This is a genomic window from Pseudomonas guariconensis (assembly GCF_024127895.1).
In the GTDB taxonomy this organism is placed as follows: Bacteria; Pseudomonadota; Gammaproteobacteria; order Pseudomonadales; family Pseudomonadaceae; genus Aquipseudomonas; species Aquipseudomonas guariconensis_B.
Genome location: NZ_JAMYBK010000028.1, coordinates 16,783 through 33,497, shown reverse-complemented (window position 1 = coordinate 33,497; position 16,715 = coordinate 16,783). Strand labels below are relative to the sequence as shown.

Genomic DNA, 16,715 nt, shown 5'->3' with positions numbered 1-16,715 from the left:
CAAGAATCGGCCATTAAGTGTGATATTCCATGGATTACCTGCACTTTTACATATTGTGTTCGATTAACGGACAGGTACGCGCATGATGTCGAGCCTCCCCGGTGTCCCGCTGTTCCAGCTCTATGGCGAGAACCACACCTGGCCGGGGACCGACCTGCTGCACTGCGAGTCGATCCCGGCACGTAGCCGCCTGCACCACTGGGAGATCAAGCCCCATCGCCACGCCGAGCTGTTCCAGCTGCTGTACGTGCAGCGCGGCCAGGCCCAGGTGGAGATCGAGGGAAAGCGCAGCGAGATCTGCGAAGCGGCCATCCAGGTGGTGCCGCCGCTGACCGTGCATGGTTTTCGTTTCAGCGCCGATATCCAGGGGCATGTCCTGACCTTCGGCACGGCGCTGGTGGCGGACCTGGAGCAACGCCTGGGCGCACCGCTGGCCGTGCTGGCGTCGGCCACCTGCTACCCGCTGGGCAGCGACCGCCATCGGCTGCATGCCCTGATCGACACGCTGCAACAGGAATACCAGGGCAACGCCCCCTCCCGGGCAGCGATGCTGCAGGCGCTGGTGACCGCGCTGATGGTCTGGATCAGCCGTCGCCAGCAGTCCGGCCAACTGCCGCGCAACCGCGACGAACGTGATCGGCAACTGCTCGGTCGCTACTTGCGCCTGGTCGAGGCGCACTACCGCGAGCACCTCTCGGTGGACACTTTCGCCGCCCGCCTGGGGGTCTCCAGCCTGCGCCTCAACCAGCTATGCCGGGACCTGGCCGGGCAGAGCGCGTTGCAGGTCGTGCACCAGCGCCTGTTGCTCGAGGCCCGGCGCAACCTGGTGTATACGCGCATGAGCATCGGCCAGTTGTCGGACAGCCTGGGGTTCAGCGACCCGACCTACTTCGCGCGCTTCTTCAAGCGCCTGAGCGGGCAGACGCCCAAGGGTTATCGACAGTCGGCACGGCACGCGCCTGCTTGACGTATACGTCAACCTGCATTTAGGTTACTGCCATACCCTCTTTCGAGCCCGAGCATGAGCAGCCAGACCTACAGCATTTCCGACCTGTCCCGCGAACTGGACATCACCACCCGCGCGATCCGCTTCTACGAGGAACAGGGCCTGCTGAGCCCGGAGCGCCGCGGCCTGGAGCGCATCTACTCGGCACGTGACAAGGTCACCCTAAAACTCATCCTACGCGGCAAGCGCATCGGCTTCTCCCTGGCCGAATGCCGCGAGCTGATCGAGCTGTACGACCCCAGCAGCGGCAACCTCAAGCAGCTCAACAGCATGCTGGCGAAGATCGCCGAACGCCGCGCCCAGCTGGAACAGCAGATGCTCGACATCCAGCAGATGCACCTGGAGCTGGACACCGCCCAGGAGCGCTGCGAACAGGCCCTGGCCGCCACCTTGAACACGCAGAACGCCAACCGTTGACCCGCCACAGGAAGCCCGCCATGTCATTGCCCAAGAACGTCCGCCTGGTCGAAGTCGGCCCACGCGACGGCCTGCAGAACGAAGCCCAGCCCATCAGCGTCGCCGACAAGGTGCGCCTGGTGGACGACCTCAGCGAGGCCGGGCTCTCCTATATCGAGGTGGGCAGCTTCGTCTCGCCCAAGTGGGTACCGCAGATGGCCGGCTCCGCCGAGGTGTTCGCCGGTATCCAGCAACGTCCCGGCGTCACCTACGCGGCCTTGGCCCCCAACCTGCGCGGTTTCGAGGACGCCCTGGCAGCGGGCGTGAAGGAAGTGGCGGTGTTCGCCGCTGCGTCCGAGGCATTCTCCCAGCGCAACATAAACTGCTCGATCAGCGACAGCCTCAAGCGCTTCGAACCGATCATGGAGGCCGCACGTAGCCATGGCATCCAGGTGCGCGGCTATGTGTCCTGCGTACTCGGCTGCCCTTATGAAGGCAAGGTCAGCGCCGAGCAGGTCGCCCCGGTGGCCCGGGCCCTGCATGACATGGGCTGCTACGAGGTGTCGCTGGGCGACACCATCGGCACCGGCACCGCCGGCGAGGCCCGGCGCCTGTTCGAGGTGGTCTCGACGCAGGTACCGCGCGAGCGGCTGGCCGGGCATTTCCACGACACCTATGGCCAGGCACTGGCCAATGTCTATGCCAGCCTGCTCGAAGGCATCCGGGTGTTCGACAGCTCCGTGGCGGGCCTGGGCGGCTGCCCCTATGCCAAGGGTGCCACCGGCAACGTGGCCACCGAGGATGTGGTGTACCTGATGCAGGGGCTGGGTATCGACACCGGCATCGACCTGCAACGGCTGATCGCCGCCGGCCAGCGCATCAGCGACGTGCTGGGCCGGGCCAACGGCTCGCGGGTGGCACGGGCACGCAGCGCGCAGTGAGTCATACGGGTGTCACATAGGTGTGGGTGAGTGTTACCGCCCACACACCTGGCAGCGAAAAATCGGGTAACAGGGAAACAATTCGACAGATTTTCAGGTGGTGCGATTTTCGCCAAACACAGCAAGCTATTGATTTTAAAGGAATTAAAAAAGTTGGCACGGCACCTGCTATATCTTCTGGCATAACAAGAACAAAAACGTGACACCCAATAAAAACAACAGATGACGGCTCTGACATAACAAGAACAACACGGCAGAGGCGTAGCAAGCAGATTTTTTTGGAGTAGACATGCATTCCAGGGGGCATGCCCCCGCGACCTGGCACAGAACAATAAAACTACCACGAGGTAGCGACGGTCAGGGTCGGATCAGCAATGATGAAAGCAGGTCAGCGCTCAAAAAAATACGTTTGCTCTTGGCCCCGGATGGGGGCCTCCCGCTACACCGAGGCACGGGCTGACAAAAACAACAACAAGCCGGTCTCCAATAATAAAAAAGAGCAGGCAACAACGCTTTGAGGGGAGCTTCGGCTCCCCTCAGTGCTTCCCGCCCTCCTCTTCCTCCTGCTTCTCCCCATTCTCCCCTTCCAGCTTGTCCACCAGCAGCGGCATGGTGCCCAGCACCAGCAGTGCCATGACCGTACTGATCAGCGCCGTGGCCTCGCGGCCCATGCCGGCGGCGGTACCGATGGCAGCGGTCATCCATAACCCAGCGGCGGTGGTCAGCCCCTTCACGTGGCTGGTGTCCTGCCCGTTGCCCTTGAGGATGGTGCCGGCACCGAGGAAACCGATACCGGCGACGATCCCCTGGATCACCCGGCTGAGTGCCTGTTCGTCGGCCCCGGCCATGCTCGGCGCCAGCACGAACAACGCAGCCCCCAGCGACACCAGCATATGGGTGCGCACGCCGGCGGACTTGCCCTTGTGCTCGCGCTCGAAGCCCAGTACCGCGCCCAGCAGCGCCGCCATCAGCAGGCGCACGAGGATCTGCGTGACCTCGCGCTCGTCGGCGATGTCGGCGAACTCGGCTTGAATGGCCTGCCATACCGTGGGCCAGATATCCATGGAAACCCTCTCGTATCGGGCAACGCACCAGGGCCGTTGCGGGCCCCTTCGTGGGCAGGCCCGCTCCCACAGGTTCCGAGTCGGCCAACATGATGCGGTTTGCAAAGGCCATGTGGGAGCGGGCTTGCCCGCGAAAGAGCCCGCACGGCTTTAAGACGTTGACCATACCGCTACCCGGGAGTGCGACCGGATCCGCCGAGCGGAACGATGCAGCAACCCCAATGCCTGCGCGGTCACAACCAATGACCGCCACCAGGAGGAACCCGCCATGCCCGTTGAAATCGACGAAAGCACCCGCCGCTGCACCCTGATCGGCGAAGACCTGCGCATCGAGGGCGATGGCCCGGATATCGAGATCGTCACCGACGAGCAACTGCGCATGTCCGTGGCGCTGCTCGCCGGCCAGCGCGTGCCGATCACCGAAGCCGAGGCCGATGCCCTCACCGTCGCAGGCGCGCTGGACAGCCGCCGGCACCTGAAGGCCAGCACGCCAGGCTCGGTGATCTAGCGACAATCTGATACGGTTTTCATCGCGCAAACTGAGTCTGTACTGAAAACAGGGCACACCTCATACTGCCTGGGCCGGGCGGCATTCCTACGCCCTTCACCCCGCCTGGCCCAGCCACAATGAAACGCTACGAACGATTCGCCGACGACATTGCCGAACTGATCCGCTCCGGGGTGCTCGGCCCGGGCCAGCGCGTGCCATCGGTACGCTATGCCAGCCAAACCCACGGGGTCAGCCCGTCCACGGTGTTCCAGGCCTACTACCTGCTCGAGCGCCGTGGGCTGATCCGCGCCCGGCCGCGCTCGGGCTATTTCGTCAATGCCCATGCGCCCCGCCAGTTCAGCGAGCCCCAGGCCCTGGCGCCGGCCGGCGGCTCCACCGACGTGGACGTCAGCGACCTGGTGTTCTCCATCCTCGACTCGATCAAGGACCCGCACACCGTGCCGTTCGGCTCGGCCTTCCCCAGCCCGGGGCTGTTCCCGCTGCAACGCCTGGCACGCTCCCTGGCCAGCGCCAGCCGGGCCATGGACCCGCACATGGTGGTCAGCGACCTGTCGCCGGGCAACCCGCAGCTGCGCCGGCAGATCGCCCTGCGCTACATGGTTGGCGGATTGATGTTGCCGATGGAGGAACTGCTGATCACCAACGGCGCCCTGGAGGCCCTGAACCTGTGTCTGCAGGCGGGCACCGAACCTGGCGATCTGGTGGCCATCGAGGCGCCGGCCTTCTACGCCTGCCTGCAGGTGCTGGAGCGGCTCAAGCTCAAGGCCGTGGAGATCCCGGTGCAACCACGCGAAGGCATGGACCTGGACGCCCTGGCGCAAGCCCTGGAGCAGCATCCGGTCAAGGCCGTGTGGTGCATGACCAACTTCCAGAACCCGGTGGGCGCCAGCATGCCGGAGGCGAAGAAACAGGCACTGGTCGAGCTGCTGCGCCGCCACCAGGTGCCGTTGATCGAGGACGATGTCTACGCCGAACTCTATTACTCGCAGCAGGCGCCCAAGCCGGCCAAGGCCTTCGACAGCGAAGGCCTGGTGATGCACTGCGGCTCCTTCGCCAAGAGCCTCGCACCGGGCTACCGCATCGGCTGGGTGGCCGCCGGACGCTTCGCCCGCAAGATCGAGCGGCTCAAGCTGATGACCTCGCTGTGTGCATCGATGCCAGCCCAGGCGGCGATTGCCGACTACCTGCAGCATGGCGGCTATGACCGTCACCTGCGCAAGTTGCGGTACGCCCTGGAAGGGCAACAGGCCAGCATGCTCGCCGCCATCGCCCGCCACCTGCCGGCCCAGACCCGGGTCAGCCAGCCCACAGGCGGCTACTTCCTGTGGCTGGAGCTGCCCGAACGGATGGATGCGCTCAAGCTGTTCCACATGGCCCTGGCCCAGGGTATCAGTATCGCCCCGGGGCCGATCTTCTCGCCCACCCGGCGCTTTGGCAACTGCATCCGCCTGAACTATGGCAGCCCCTGGAGCGATGGCGCGGAGCAGGCGATGGCAACCCTGGGGCGGATCGCACGATCGTTTTGACAGCAGGGATTACACGACCCTTCGGGCTGCGCTGGGGCACAGGGAACGTTCGGCTGACAGCGCCCCCAAAACGCCCTAGTGTCCTGTCTCGGAAATACGTTCTCTTTTGGCGAGTGGCTTGGGTGTTCGGCCAAGGCGCCGCGACGAGTCATAGCAGGGCTATGGCGAGCAGTGGCAACGCCGGCCGGGCGCCCAAGACGCCGCCAAAAGCGAACAGCTTATTCCCGAGACAGGACACTAGCGCCCGCCCCCCAGCTCGATGAAGCTGCCGGTGGAATAGGACGCCTTGTCCGACAGCAGCCAGAGGATCGCCTCGGCTACTTCCTCGGGTTGCCCGCCACGCCCCATGGGCAGCCCTGGCTCGAGCTTGGCCACCCGCTCGGGATCGCCGCTCAGGGCATGGAAACCGGTATGGATGTAACCCGGCCGCACGCCGTTGACCCGCACGCCCTCGCCCGCCACTTCCTTGGCCAGGCCGATGGTGAAGGTGTCCAGTGCGCCCTTGGAGGCCGCGTAGTCGACATATTCGTTGGGCGCCCCGAGACGCGCGGCCACCGACGACACGTTGACGATGCCGCCGCCCTGGCCGCCATGGCGCCGGGCCATGCGCAGCAGGGCATGCTTGGCGCACAGCATCGGGCCGACCACGTTGGACTTCATCACCTTGAGCAGGCGGAACTCGGACATTTCCTCGACCCGGCTCTGCTGGCCGATGGTGCCGGCGTTGTTGACCAACGCGGTGACCGGGCCGAGCTCCTGGTCGACACGGTGGAACAGTTGCATCACCTCATCCTCGACGCTGGCGTCGGCACGCACGGCGATGGCCATGGCCCCCAGCGCGCGGACCTGGCCGAGCACCTGTTCGGCGGCCTGGTCGTCGGCGTGGTAGTTGATGCAGATACGGTAACCTTGCCTGGCCGCCAGCAACGCGGTGGCGGCGCCGATGCCACGGCTGGCACCGGTGATCACGATGACTTTCTCCATGAGCCTGCCAATTGCCTGGGAATGAACCTTCGACAATAGGGGAAAAGCGCCCGATTGTGAATGCCGGCGGGGCAGCGCCCCTAAAGGGCGCTCACCGGCTCAATGCCCCGCCGAAGCCGGCCCGGCCTTGGCCGTGAACGGCGGACGCGCCAGCCATACCAGCAGGATCAGGCCGGCGAATATCCAGGTCATCAGGGTGAAGTAGTCCACCGTCGACATCATGTACGCCTGCCCGTTGAGGATCTGCTCCAGCTGCGCGTAGCTCTGCGGGTTCGCCCCACCCAACTGCTCCAGCGCATGACGGGTGGCCGGGTCGTACTGGCTGATGTTCTCGCTCAGGTAGGCATGGTGCTGGTCGGCCCGGCGAATCCAGATCCAGGTGGTCAGCGAGGCGGCGAAGCTGCCGCCAAGGGTGCGCAGGAACGTGGCCAGGCCCGAGCCATCGGCGATCTGATGGGGCGGCAGGTCCGATAACAGGATGCTCAAGGTCGGCATGAAGAACAGCGCCACACCGATCCCCATGAACAACTGCACCAGCGCCACGTGCTGGAAGTCCACCTCGCTGGTGAAGCCGGCCCGCATGTAGCAACTGGTGCCGATCGCCAGGAACGCCAGCCCCGCCAGCAGGCGCAGGTCGAATCGGTGGGCGTACTTGCCGACGAAGGGCGACATGAGCACCGGCAACAGGCCGATCGGCGCCACCGCCAGGCCCGCCCAGGTGGCGGTGTAGCCCATCTGTGTCTGCAGCCACTGCGGCAGGATCAGGTTGATGCCGAAGAACCCCGCATAGCCACCTACCAGCACCAACGTGCCGATGCGAAAGTTACGGTGCACGAACAGCCGCAGGTTGACCACTGGATGGCGGTCAGTCAGCTCCCAGATCACGAAGATCGCCAGGAACACCACCGATATCAGGCTGCCAACGACGATGAACGACGACTCGAACCAGTCCAGGTCATTGCCTTTGTCCAGCACCACCTGCAACGCACCGACGCCGATGACCAGGGTCAGCAGGCCGATGTAGTCCATCGGCTGACGGCTGGTGAGCACCGGCCGCGCGCGCATCTGCTGGCGCACCACGGCGGCGGCGAACAGGCCGATAGGCACGTTGATGAAGAAGATCCATGGCCAGCTGTAGCTGTCGGTGATCCAGCCGCCGAGGATCGGCCCTGCGATCGGCGCCACCACCGTGACCATGGCCAGCAGGGCCAGGGCCATCCCCCGCTTGGCCGGCGGGTATACCGCAATCAGCAAGGTCTGGGTCATCGGATACAGCGGGCCTGCCACCACCCCCTGGAGCACACGGAAGGCCACCAGCTCGGGCATCGACTGGGCGATGCCGCACAGGAACGAGGCGAGCACGAACAGCAGCGTGGCCCAGATGAACAGCTTCACCTCGCCGAAACGCCGGCTCAGCCAACCGGTCAGCGGCAAGGCGATGGCGTTGCTCACGGCGAACGAGGTGATCACCCAGGTGCCCTGCTCGTAGCTCACCCCCAGGTTGCCGGAGATGGTCGGCAAGGCCACGTTGGCGATGGTGGTGTCGAGCACCTGCATGAAAGTCGCCAGCGACAGGCCGATGGTGGTCAGCAGCAGGCTCGGCGGCGTGAACTGGGCGGGTGCGTTGTCGCTCATCGCTGGGCCGTCTTGCCGGACGCGCTGTTCTCGTGGATCAGCCGGGCGATCAGGTGGTCGGCCTCGACCAGTTGGCGGTCATACACCTGAGTGGTGTAGCTGGCCTGCTGCGGCGGTTGCTGTGCCAGGGCCGGGCCACTCTGGTCGTGCAGGTCGACCTCGACCACGGTGGACAGGCCGATGCGCAGCGGGTGCGCCTTGAGTTGCTGGGGGTCGAGGTGAATACGTACCGGCACCCGCTGGACGATCTTGATCCAGTTGCCGGTGGCGTTCTGCGCTGGCAACAGGGCGAAGGCGCTGCCGGTACCGGCGCCGAGGCTGTCGATGGTGCCGCTGTACTTCACGGCGCTGCCGTAGAGGTCGGCGGTGACCTCCACCGGCTGGCCGATGCGCATGTCGCGCAGCTGGGTTTCCTTGAAGTTGGCGTCGATCCACACCTGGTCCAGGGGGATCACCGCCATGGTCGCGGTACCCGGCTGCAGGCGCTGACCCAGTTGCACGGTGCGCTTGGCCACGTAGCCGGTCACCGGCGCCACCAGGGTGGTGCGAGCGTGGTCGAGGTAGGCCTGGCGCAGGTCGGCGGCGGCGGCCATGACCTCGGGATGCGAGGAGACCACGGTGTCGTCGACCAGCGCAGTGCTGGTGCTGAGCTGCTGACGGGCATTGTCCAGGGCGCTCTGGGCGGCGCTCAGGTCGTCGCGGGAATGGGAAAGCTCCTCGGCGGCGATCGCCCCGCTGTCGGCCAGCACCTTGCGCCGCTGGTAGTTTTCCCGGGCCTTCTTCAGTTCGGCCTGGCGGGTCTGTACCTGGGCCTTGAGGGCATCGACGTTGCTGTACAGGCCACGCACCTGGCGTACGGTGCGCGCCAGCCTGGCCTCGGCCGATTGCAGGGCGACCTCGCTGTCGGCCGGGTCGAAGCGCAACAGCACCTGGCCGGCGTGGACCAGGTCGCCATCGTCGGCACCGATGCTGGTGACGGTGCCGGTCACCAGGGGAGTGATTTCCACCACGTTGCCGTTGACGTAGGCGTCGTCGGTGCTCTCGTGCCAACGCCCGACCAGGGCGTACCAGGCCCAGGTGGCGGCGCCGGCAAGAACCAGCACGAGCAACAGGCCCAGCAGCCAGGTCTTGCGCTTGCGCGAGGCTTCAGGCGTCGCGCTGGTGGAGGTGGTGTCGACGGGAGTGGCCATGACGGTACCTTGGATGAATCGTGACAGGGATCAACGATCGCCGAAGCGGCGGATCGTCAGGGGGTCGCCGGCGCTGATCAGCACCTTGGCCAACAGGCCTTCGAGGGTCTTGAGTTCTTCCGGTTGCAGCACGCCGAGCAGCTCGTTCATCGATGCCGCGCCGATCTGCGGCAGGCGATCGGCCAGGCGCTGGCCCTCGCGGGTCAAGGCCAGGCGCACCTGGCGACGGTCTTGCGGGCAGCGATTGCGCAGGACCAGCCCCTTCTGCTCGAGGCGGTCGAGCATGCGCGTCATCGAGCCGCTGTCCAGGCCCAGGTAGCGGCACAGCTCGGCCGGGGTGTCCACCTGGTACTGGGCGACGATGATCAACACCTTGAACTGCGCGGCGGTGATGCCGTCGGCCTCCAGGTGCGAATCGAGGATGCGGTCCTTCAACAACGTGGCACGGCCCAGCAGCATGCCGAGGGTGCAGCTCTGGAAATTTTCCGGGGTGAAATGGGACATCGGGGTCGGCTCGAACAATTGTGTAAAAATATTACTGCCTAGGCAGTGAATGTCAAAACCTTTATTAGGTGGCTACTCAAACCACCCGGGCAGCCGCCAAGCCCAGCGCCTGCACCTGCCCACAGGCAATCGCCATCCCCACCAGCTCCGCCAGGCTTGCCGCCTGCATGCGCTTCATCACCCGCCCCCGGTACAGGTCCACGGTCTTGACGCTGACCCCGAGCTGCTCGGCGATCTCGCGGTTGCTCAGGCCCTTGGCCAACGGGATGAACACATCCCGCTCGCGCGGCGTCAGCCCATCGATGCGCGCCTGCACGGCGGCCAGCGCCTCGCTGCCCTGGTGCTCGCGGCGAGCGTGGCCCAAGGCCGCCTGGACACTGTCGAGCAGCAACTGGTCGTTGTAGGGTTTCTCGATGAAATCGCAGGCCCCGGCCTTGAAGGCACGGACCACGATGGGCACATCGGCGTGCCCGCTGACGAAGATCACCGGGATCCGCCGCCCACGCTCGCGCAACGCCTCCTGTACCGCCAGCCCGCCCAGGCCAGGCATGCGCACATCCAGGAGCACGCAGGCCGGCCCCCGGTCGTCGCAGGCGTCCAGGAACGCCTGGCCGCTGGTGAACGGCAGCGCACACAGCCCCACCGACTCCAGCAGCCAGACCGTCGAATCGAGCATGCCTTGGTCGTCATCGACCACATAGACCTTCGCTTGCACCTTCACCCTCCCTCATCCCTTGTTCGCCGGCAGGCGGCAGCACAACACCAAGCCGCCCGCCTCGCCCGGCCGCGCCTGCAGGCTGCCACCGAAACCCTCGACGATGCTGCGGCTCATGCTCAGGCCGAGCCCCAGGCCGTCCGCCTTGCTGGTGGTGAACGGCGTGAAGATCTCGTCCAGACGCTCGGCAGCCACACCCGGCCCTTGGTCGGCGACCTCCACCTGCAGCCAGTCGCCCTGGCGCACGGCGCCCAGCAGGATACGCGAGGGCTTGCCATCGTGCCGCTCGCGGTTGGCGTCGATGGCATTGCGCAGCAGGTTGAGCAGTACCTGCTCCAGCAGCACGCGGTCGGCATGCACGCTCGGCAAGGTCCCGCTCATGCGCAGCTCGATGCTGACCTGCTCACGCGCCGCCTCCCAGGCGCACAGGCGCATCGCCTCGCCGGCCACCTCGACGATGTCGAGTGCCTGCAAGTGTCGCGGTCCCTTGCGCAGAAAGGCCCGCAGGCGGCGGATGACCTCGGCGGCATGGGTGGCCTGCTCGATGATGCGCTGCAGCCCCTGGCCGACCCGCTCGCGGGCCTGCGGGTCGCGTTCCAGCCCTTGCAGGTAGCGCTGGCTGGCGTTGGCGTAGTTGACCACCGCCGCCAGCGGTTGGTTGATCTCATGGGCGATGCCCGACGCCAGTTCGCCAAGGGTGGCCACCCGGGCACCATGGGCCAGGCTCTCCTGGGCCTCGATGCGCAGGCTGATGTCGCGGGACACGCTGACGATCTCCACCACCGCGCCGGTGTAGGTCTCGCGGATGGCCCGGCTGGCGATCTCGAACCAGCGATAGCCGCCAGCGGCATGACGGACCCGGCAGGTCATGGTGTGGTAGCCATCCTGGTCCAGGGCGGCAGCGGCCTGCTGCAGGGCCTGGCGCCGCTCGCGGGGATGGAGCAAGGCACGGACCGGCATGCCGCGCAGTTGCTCCGGCCACAGGCCGAGCAGGCGAAATGCCGCGGGCGAGGCATCGAGGAAGCGGCCATCGGGGCTGTGCCGGGAGATCAGGTCGGTGGTGTTCTCGATGATCAAGCGGTACAGGCGCCGGGCTCGGCTGGCCTCGCGGGCGCCGTGGCGCTCCTCGCTGGCGTCGCGGCAGCGGGCCAGCACCTGCTGGCCGCGGTCGTCGGGGATGAAGGTCCACAGCAGGATGCGCTCGCCCTGCTCGGCCTCCACCTCAGCGATGGCCCGCCCCTGGCGCAGGCAGGCACGCACCAGCGCCGCGCTGTTGGCCGGCAACCAGCGCGCCAGCGGCGGCCCCGCTTCGATCAGCGCCTGCAGGGCCGCGTTGAGGGCCAGCGGACGGGCATCGGGCGCCAGCAGCAAGCTGGGTTGGGGATCCTTGGCGAGCAAGGGGGATAGGTGCTTGTCCACGGTTTCGGGCTCGTTATTATAGTAGTTTTACTATATTGCTATAGTCGATATTCCATCTACCATAGCGGTTCGCTTAAAAATGCGACAGGGGAAGCGGCGCCCACGCGCGCTCCCCACCCTGATCAGAGCTAACAATCAGCCACCGGGGGCCATGCGCACAGGCTGCGCCTGCCTCCCCTACAGGACCACCGCATGTCGATCTTCTCCCAGGGCCTGATGCCCGCCCCTGTCAACCATGTCGCCCTCACGCCGCTGAGCTTCATCGAACGCACCGCCGCGGTGTACGGTCATTACCCGGCCGTGATCCACGGTGCCCTGCGCCGCGACTGGCGCCAGACCTACGAGCGCTGCTGCCGCCTGGCCAGCGCCCTGGCCGGACGTGGCATCGGCCGTGGCGACACGGTGGCGGTGATGCTGCCGAATATCCCGGCGATGCTCGAGGCGCACTTCGCCGTGCCGATGATCGGCGCGGTGCTCAACACCCTGAACGTGCGCCTGGATGCCGAAGCCATCGCCTTCATGCTGCAGCACGGTGAGGCCAAGGTGCTGATCACCGACCGCGAGTTCCACGCCGTGATCGAAGCCGCCCTGGCCCTACTCGAACACCCGCCCCTGGTGGTCGACGTGGACGACCCGGAGTACGGCGAAGGCCGCGCGGTCAGCGAGCTGGACTACGAGGCCCTGCTCGCCGAGGGCGACCCGGCGTTCGCCTGGGAATGGCCGGAGGACGAATGGCAGGCCATTTCGCTGAACTACACCTCCGGCACCACCGGTAACCCCAAGGGCGTGGTCTACCACCATCGCGGCGCCTACCTCAATGCCCTGGGCAACCAGATCACCTGGGCCATGGGCCATCACCCGGTGTACCTGTGGACCCTGCCGATGTTTCATTGCAACGGCTGGTGCTACCCCTGGACCATCACCGCCCTGGCTGGCACCCATGTGTTCCTGCGCCGGGTCGACCCGCAGAAGATCCTCACCCTCATCCGCGAGCACCGGGTCACTCACCTGTGCGGCGCGCCCATCGTGCTCAATGCCCTGGTGAACATGCCCGAGACCGACAAGGCGGCCATCGACCATCCAGTGCAGGCCATGGTCGCCGGCGCCGCACCACCGGCCAAGGTGATCGGCGCGGTGGAGGAAATGGGCATCCAGCTCACCCATACCTACGGCCTGACCGAGGTCTACGGCCCGGTGACCGTGTGCGCCTGGCACGCCGAATGGGACGACCAGCCCCTGGAGCAGCGAGCACGGATCAAGTCGCGCCAGGGTGTGCGCTACCCGACCCTCGATGGCCTGATGGTCGCCGATCCGCAGACCCTTCAGCCGGTGCCCCGCGATGGCAACACCCTGGGCGAGATCTTCATGCGTGGCAACACGGTGATGAAGGGCTACCTGAAGAACCCCGAGGCCACCGCCGAGGCCTTCCGCGGCGGCTGGTTCCACACCGGCGACCTGGCCGTGTGGCATGCCGACGGCTATGTCGAGATCAAGGACCGGCTCAAGGACATCATCATCTCCGGGGGCGAGAACATCTCCACCCTCGAGGTCGAAGATACCCTCTACCGGCATCCGGCTGTCCTCGAGGCAGCTGTGGTGGCCCGCCCGGACGAGAAATGGGGCGAGACGCCCTGCGCCTTCGTCGCCCTCAAGCCCGGCCACGGCGCCACCCGCGAGGCGGACATCATCGCCTGGTGCCGCGAGCACCTGGCCGGTTTCAAGGTGCCGAAGACGGTGGTCTTCGGTGAGCTGCCCAAGACCTCCACCGGCAAGATCCAGAAGTACCTCCTGCGCGACCAGGCCAGGGCCCTCTGACCCCAACGCCTGCCTCACCGGCCATGTCGCCCCCCTACCAGGGTGGGCGACCCTGCGCCGCGGATTCCTCCCTTGCATTCGAGAGCTCCCAGATGACCCAGTACACGGCCCCCTTGCGCGACATGCGCTTCGTTCTCCATGACCTGTTCGATGCCCAAGCCCTGTGGGCCCGCCTGCCGGCGCTGGCCGAGCGGGTCGATGCCGACACCGCCGACGCCATCCTCGAAGAGGCAGCGAAGATCACCGGCCAGTTGATCGCCCCGCTCAGCCGCAACGGCGACGAACAGGGCGTGCACTTCGAGGCCGGCCAGGTGACCACCCCCGACGGTTTCCGCGAGGCCTGGCGGACCTACCGCGAAGGCGGCTGGGTTGGCCTGGGCGGTAACCCCGAGTACGGCGGCATGGGCATGCCGAAGATGCTCGCCGTGCTGTTCGAGGAGATGCTCTACGCCGCCGATTGCAGCTTCAGCCTGTATTCGGCGCTGAGCGCCGGCACTTGCCTGGCCATCGATGCCCATGCCGACGAGGCCTTGAAGGCCACCTTCCTGGCGCCGCTGTACAGCGGCCAGTGGGCGGGCACCATGTGCCTGACCGAGCCCCAGGCCGGCACCGACCTGGGCCTGATCCGCACCCGTGCCGAACCCCAGGTCGATGGCAGTTACCGCATCAGTGGCAGCAAGATCTTCATCACCGGCGGCGAGCAGGACCTGACCGAGAACATCGTCCACCTGGTGCTGGCCAGGCTGCCGGACGCGCCGGCCGGCCCCAAGGGCATCTCGCTGTTCCTGGTGCCCAAGTACCTGGTCGAGGCGGACGGTAGCCTGGGCGCGCGCAATGGGGCGCACTGCGGCTCGATCGAACACAAGATGGGTATCAAGGCCTCGGCCACCTGCGTGATGAACTTCGACGCGGCCACCGGCTACCTGGTCGGCGAAGCGAACCGCGGCCTGGCGGCGATGTTCACCATGATGAACTACGAGCGCCTGTCCATCGGCATCCAGGGCCTCGGCTGCGCCGAGGCCTCGTACCAGAGCTCCGCGCGCTACGCCTGCGAACGCCTGCAAAGCCGGGCCGCCGCAGGACCGCAGGTACGCGACGGGATCGCCGACCCGATCATCCACCACGGCGATGTACGGCGCATGCTGCTGACCATGCGCGCGCTCACCGAAGGCGGCCGTGCCTTCGCCGCCTATGTCGGCCAGCAACTGGACTTGTCTCGCTACGCCGAGGACGTCGGCGAGCGTGAGCGCGCCCAACGCCAGGTGGCCCTGCTGACTCCGGTGGCCAAGGCGTTCTTCACCGACAACGGCCTGGAAAGCTGCGTGCTCGGCCAGCAGGTATTCGGCGGCCACGGCTATATCCGTGAATGGGGGCAGGAGCAGCGGGTGCGCGACGTGCGTATCGCGCAGATCTACGAAGGCACCAACGGCATCCAGGCCCTCGACCTGCTGGGGCGCAAGGTCCTTGCCGACGGCGGCCAGGCCCTGTTCGCCTTCACCAGCGAGGTCCGGGCCTTCTGTGTCGACGCCCCACTGCACCGCGATGCCCTGCTGGAGGCCCTGGTGCGTCTGGAGCGCACCAGCCAATGGCTGCTGGAGCAGGCGCCTCGGGACGTCAACCTGGTCAGCGCCACGGCAGTGGAATACCTGCACCTGTTCGGCCTGACCGCCTACGCCTACCTGTGGGCACGTATGGCGGCCATAGCCCAGCGCAAGCTCGACGAGGATCCGGCGTTCCTTGGTGCCAAGCTGGCCTGTGCCGAGTTCTTCTTCCAGCGCCTGCTGCCGCGCAGCCTGGCGCTGGAAGCCAGCATCCAGGCCGGTAGCGCCAGCCTCTATGGCATGGCGCCAGGGCAGTTCTGAACTCGGGCTGTGCGGGATTGGGCCGGTTGAGTGTCAGAACCGGCCCTTTATTCAGACGAAAAAACGCACATTTGATAGTCATTCGCCATTATCTCGGTTCTCGCAGCCCCTTCGCAGGGGTAGAATGCGCAAAACCGGGAGCCGCAATGAACCACGACCGCTTCACCCCCACTCCAGACGATGCCATCACCGACGCCGCCGCCCATTGGTGCATGCGCCTGCATGCCGATGACTGCACGAACGCCGAGCAGGCGGCATTCGCCCAGTGGCTGGCGGCCGACCCGCGGCACCTCGAGGAATACCAGGCGATGCTGGACATCTGGCAGACCGCCGACCTGCTGCCACGCAGCGCGACCGTGACCAAGCTCAAGCCCCGCGCCCGGCAGCGCAACTGGCGCCCGTTCGCCTGCGCCGCGGCGATCGCCCTGCTCGCCTTGCCCCTGGCCGGCTGGGTGGGCTGGGAACAAGGCTGGGTGCCCAATCGCTACCAGCATTTCGAAAGCACCGACCAGGTGCGCCAGGTAACGCTGGGCGATGGCAGCGTGGTCGAGCTCAACCTCAATACCGAGCTGCGCTACCTGAACTACAAGGACCAGCGCCAGGTCACCCTGATCAAGGGCGAGGCGTTCTTCAAGGTCGAACATGACAGCGCGCACCCGTTCATCGTCCGCGCCGGGCATGGCCAGACGCGGGTCACCGGTACCCAGTTCAACGTCTGGAAGTATCAGGACCAGGTCGAGGTGACCCTGGTGGAAGGCTCGGTGCTGGTCAGCAGCAATGGCAGCGACGGCGGCTACCGCCTCGGCCCCGGCATGCAGGCCAGCTACCATGCCGGCGACTTCGAGCCGACCCTTGCGCAGAGCGGCGACTACGGCAACGACCTGGCCTGGCGCAACGGCAAGCTCATCCTCGACAACCTCAGCCTGAGCCAGGCCCTGCCGGTGATCAACCGCTACCTGGACAAGCCGCTGCAACTGGCCGACGACAACACCGGCAAGCTGCGCGTCAGTGGCGTGTACAACACCCGCGAAGTGCACCGGCTGGTGGACAACCTGCCCCAGGTACTGCCCGTCTACCTGACCCGCAGCAAGGACGGCGGCACCGTCCTCAACCGTATCTCGCCGCTCCCGGACAAGGGCTGAGCCTT

The 16,715-nt window shown here is 66.4% G+C and carries 15 protein-coding genes; 8 read left to right on the top strand and 7 right to left on the bottom strand.

The genetic code is table 11. From position 1 onward, the window contains the following. Positions 1-82 precede the first annotated feature (82 nt). From NJF35_RS21410 to NJF35_RS21400, 3 genes are read left to right on the top strand one after another with little or no spacing between them, the layout of a single operon-like run. Entirely contained in the window at positions 83-967 is an 885-nt protein-coding gene (locus NJF35_RS21410; RefSeq protein ID WP_225789043.1) for a helix-turn-helix domain-containing protein, read from the top strand. 54 nt (positions 968-1,021) lie between these two features. Beyond that, on the top strand, positions 1,022-1,423 hold the full coding sequence (locus tag NJF35_RS21405) for a MerR family transcriptional regulator (RefSeq protein ID WP_225789042.1): 402 nt from the start codon (positions 1,022-1,024) through the stop codon (positions 1,421-1,423). A gap of 20 nt (positions 1,424-1,443) precedes the next feature. After that, the gene (locus tag NJF35_RS21400) at positions 1,444-2,343 is read left to right on the top strand and encodes a hydroxymethylglutaryl-CoA lyase (protein WP_225789041.1); all 900 of its coding nucleotides are present in this window, start codon (positions 1,444-1,446) and stop codon (positions 2,341-2,343) included. A gap of 536 nt (positions 2,344-2,879) precedes the next feature. Here NJF35_RS21400 and NJF35_RS21395 read toward each other — a convergent pair. Further along, positions 2,880-3,407 (bottom strand): MgtC/SapB family protein, encoded by a 528-nt coding sequence (locus NJF35_RS21395; protein WP_225789040.1) that lies wholly within the window; start codon positions 3,405-3,407, stop codon positions 2,880-2,882. Positions 3,408-3,675: 268 nt separating this feature from the next. Between NJF35_RS21395 and NJF35_RS21390 the strand changes: the two genes are divergently transcribed. Next, a complete protein-coding gene (locus tag NJF35_RS21390) occupies positions 3,676-3,915 on the top strand; it encodes a DUF3203 family protein (protein ID WP_225789039.1) in 240 nt (79 codons plus the stop codon). Positions 3,916-4,034: 119 nt separating this feature from the next. Continuing rightward, positions 4,035-5,444, top strand: a complete 1,410-nt coding sequence (gene mapR / locus NJF35_RS21385) for a GntR family transcriptional regulator MpaR (RefSeq protein WP_253091456.1) — start codon at positions 4,035-4,037, stop codon at positions 5,442-5,444. A gap of 237 nt (positions 5,445-5,681) precedes the next feature. Here the strand turns inward: mapR and NJF35_RS21380 are convergent, their stop codons facing one another. The 6 genes from NJF35_RS21380 to NJF35_RS21355 all read right to left on the bottom strand — a co-directional run bounded on the left by NJF35_RS21380 (position 5,682) and on the right by NJF35_RS21355 (position 11,891). Continuing rightward, complete coding sequence (locus NJF35_RS21380) at positions 5,682-6,428, bottom strand: SDR family oxidoreductase (RefSeq protein WP_225789037.1); 747 nt, start codon at positions 6,426-6,428, stop codon at positions 5,682-5,684. 99 nt (positions 6,429-6,527) lie between these two features. After that, positions 6,528-8,063, bottom strand: coding sequence for a DHA2 family efflux MFS transporter permease subunit (locus tag NJF35_RS21375; RefSeq protein WP_225789036.1), 1,536 nt, complete (start codon positions 8,061-8,063; stop codon positions 6,528-6,530). Then, positions 8,060-9,253 carry an HlyD family efflux transporter periplasmic adaptor subunit gene (locus NJF35_RS21370; protein WP_225789035.1) on the bottom strand — a complete coding sequence of 398 codons (1,194 nt, stop codon included), beginning with the start codon at positions 9,251-9,253 and terminating at the stop codon, positions 8,060-8,062. Before NJF35_RS21370 ends, NJF35_RS21375 begins: the two co-directional genes overlap by 4 nt. Positions 9,254-9,283: 30 nt before the next feature. Then, the gene (locus NJF35_RS21365) at positions 9,284-9,757 is read right to left on the bottom strand and encodes a MarR family winged helix-turn-helix transcriptional regulator (RefSeq protein ID WP_225789034.1); all 474 of its coding nucleotides are present in this window, start codon (positions 9,755-9,757) and stop codon (positions 9,284-9,286) included. Positions 9,758-9,833: 76 nt separating this feature from the next. After that, positions 9,834-10,472, bottom strand: a complete 639-nt coding sequence (locus NJF35_RS21360) for a response regulator transcription factor (RefSeq protein WP_262967475.1) — start codon at positions 10,470-10,472, stop codon at positions 9,834-9,836. 12 nt (positions 10,473-10,484) lie between these two features. Further along, a complete protein-coding gene (locus tag NJF35_RS21355) occupies positions 10,485-11,891 on the bottom strand; it encodes a sensor histidine kinase (protein ID WP_225789032.1) in 1,407 nt (468 codons plus the stop codon). A gap of 192 nt (positions 11,892-12,083) precedes the next feature. Between NJF35_RS21355 and NJF35_RS21350 the strand changes: the two genes are divergently transcribed. The 3 genes from NJF35_RS21350 to NJF35_RS21340 all read left to right on the top strand — a co-directional run bounded on the left by NJF35_RS21350 (position 12,084) and on the right by NJF35_RS21340 (position 16,710). Next, a complete protein-coding gene (locus NJF35_RS21350; protein WP_253091455.1) occupies positions 12,084-13,706 on the top strand; it encodes an acyl-CoA synthetase in 1,623 nt (540 codons plus the stop codon). Between the two features lie 92 nt (positions 13,707-13,798). Then, positions 13,799-15,568, top strand: coding sequence for an acyl-CoA dehydrogenase C-terminal domain-containing protein (locus NJF35_RS21345; protein WP_253080226.1), 1,770 nt, complete (start codon positions 13,799-13,801; stop codon positions 15,566-15,568). 146 nt (positions 15,569-15,714) lie between these two features. Beyond that, positions 15,715-16,710, top strand: a complete 996-nt coding sequence (locus NJF35_RS21340; RefSeq protein ID WP_225789029.1) for a FecR family protein — start codon at positions 15,715-15,717, stop codon at positions 16,708-16,710. The last annotated feature ends 5 nt before the right edge of the window (positions 16,711-16,715 follow it).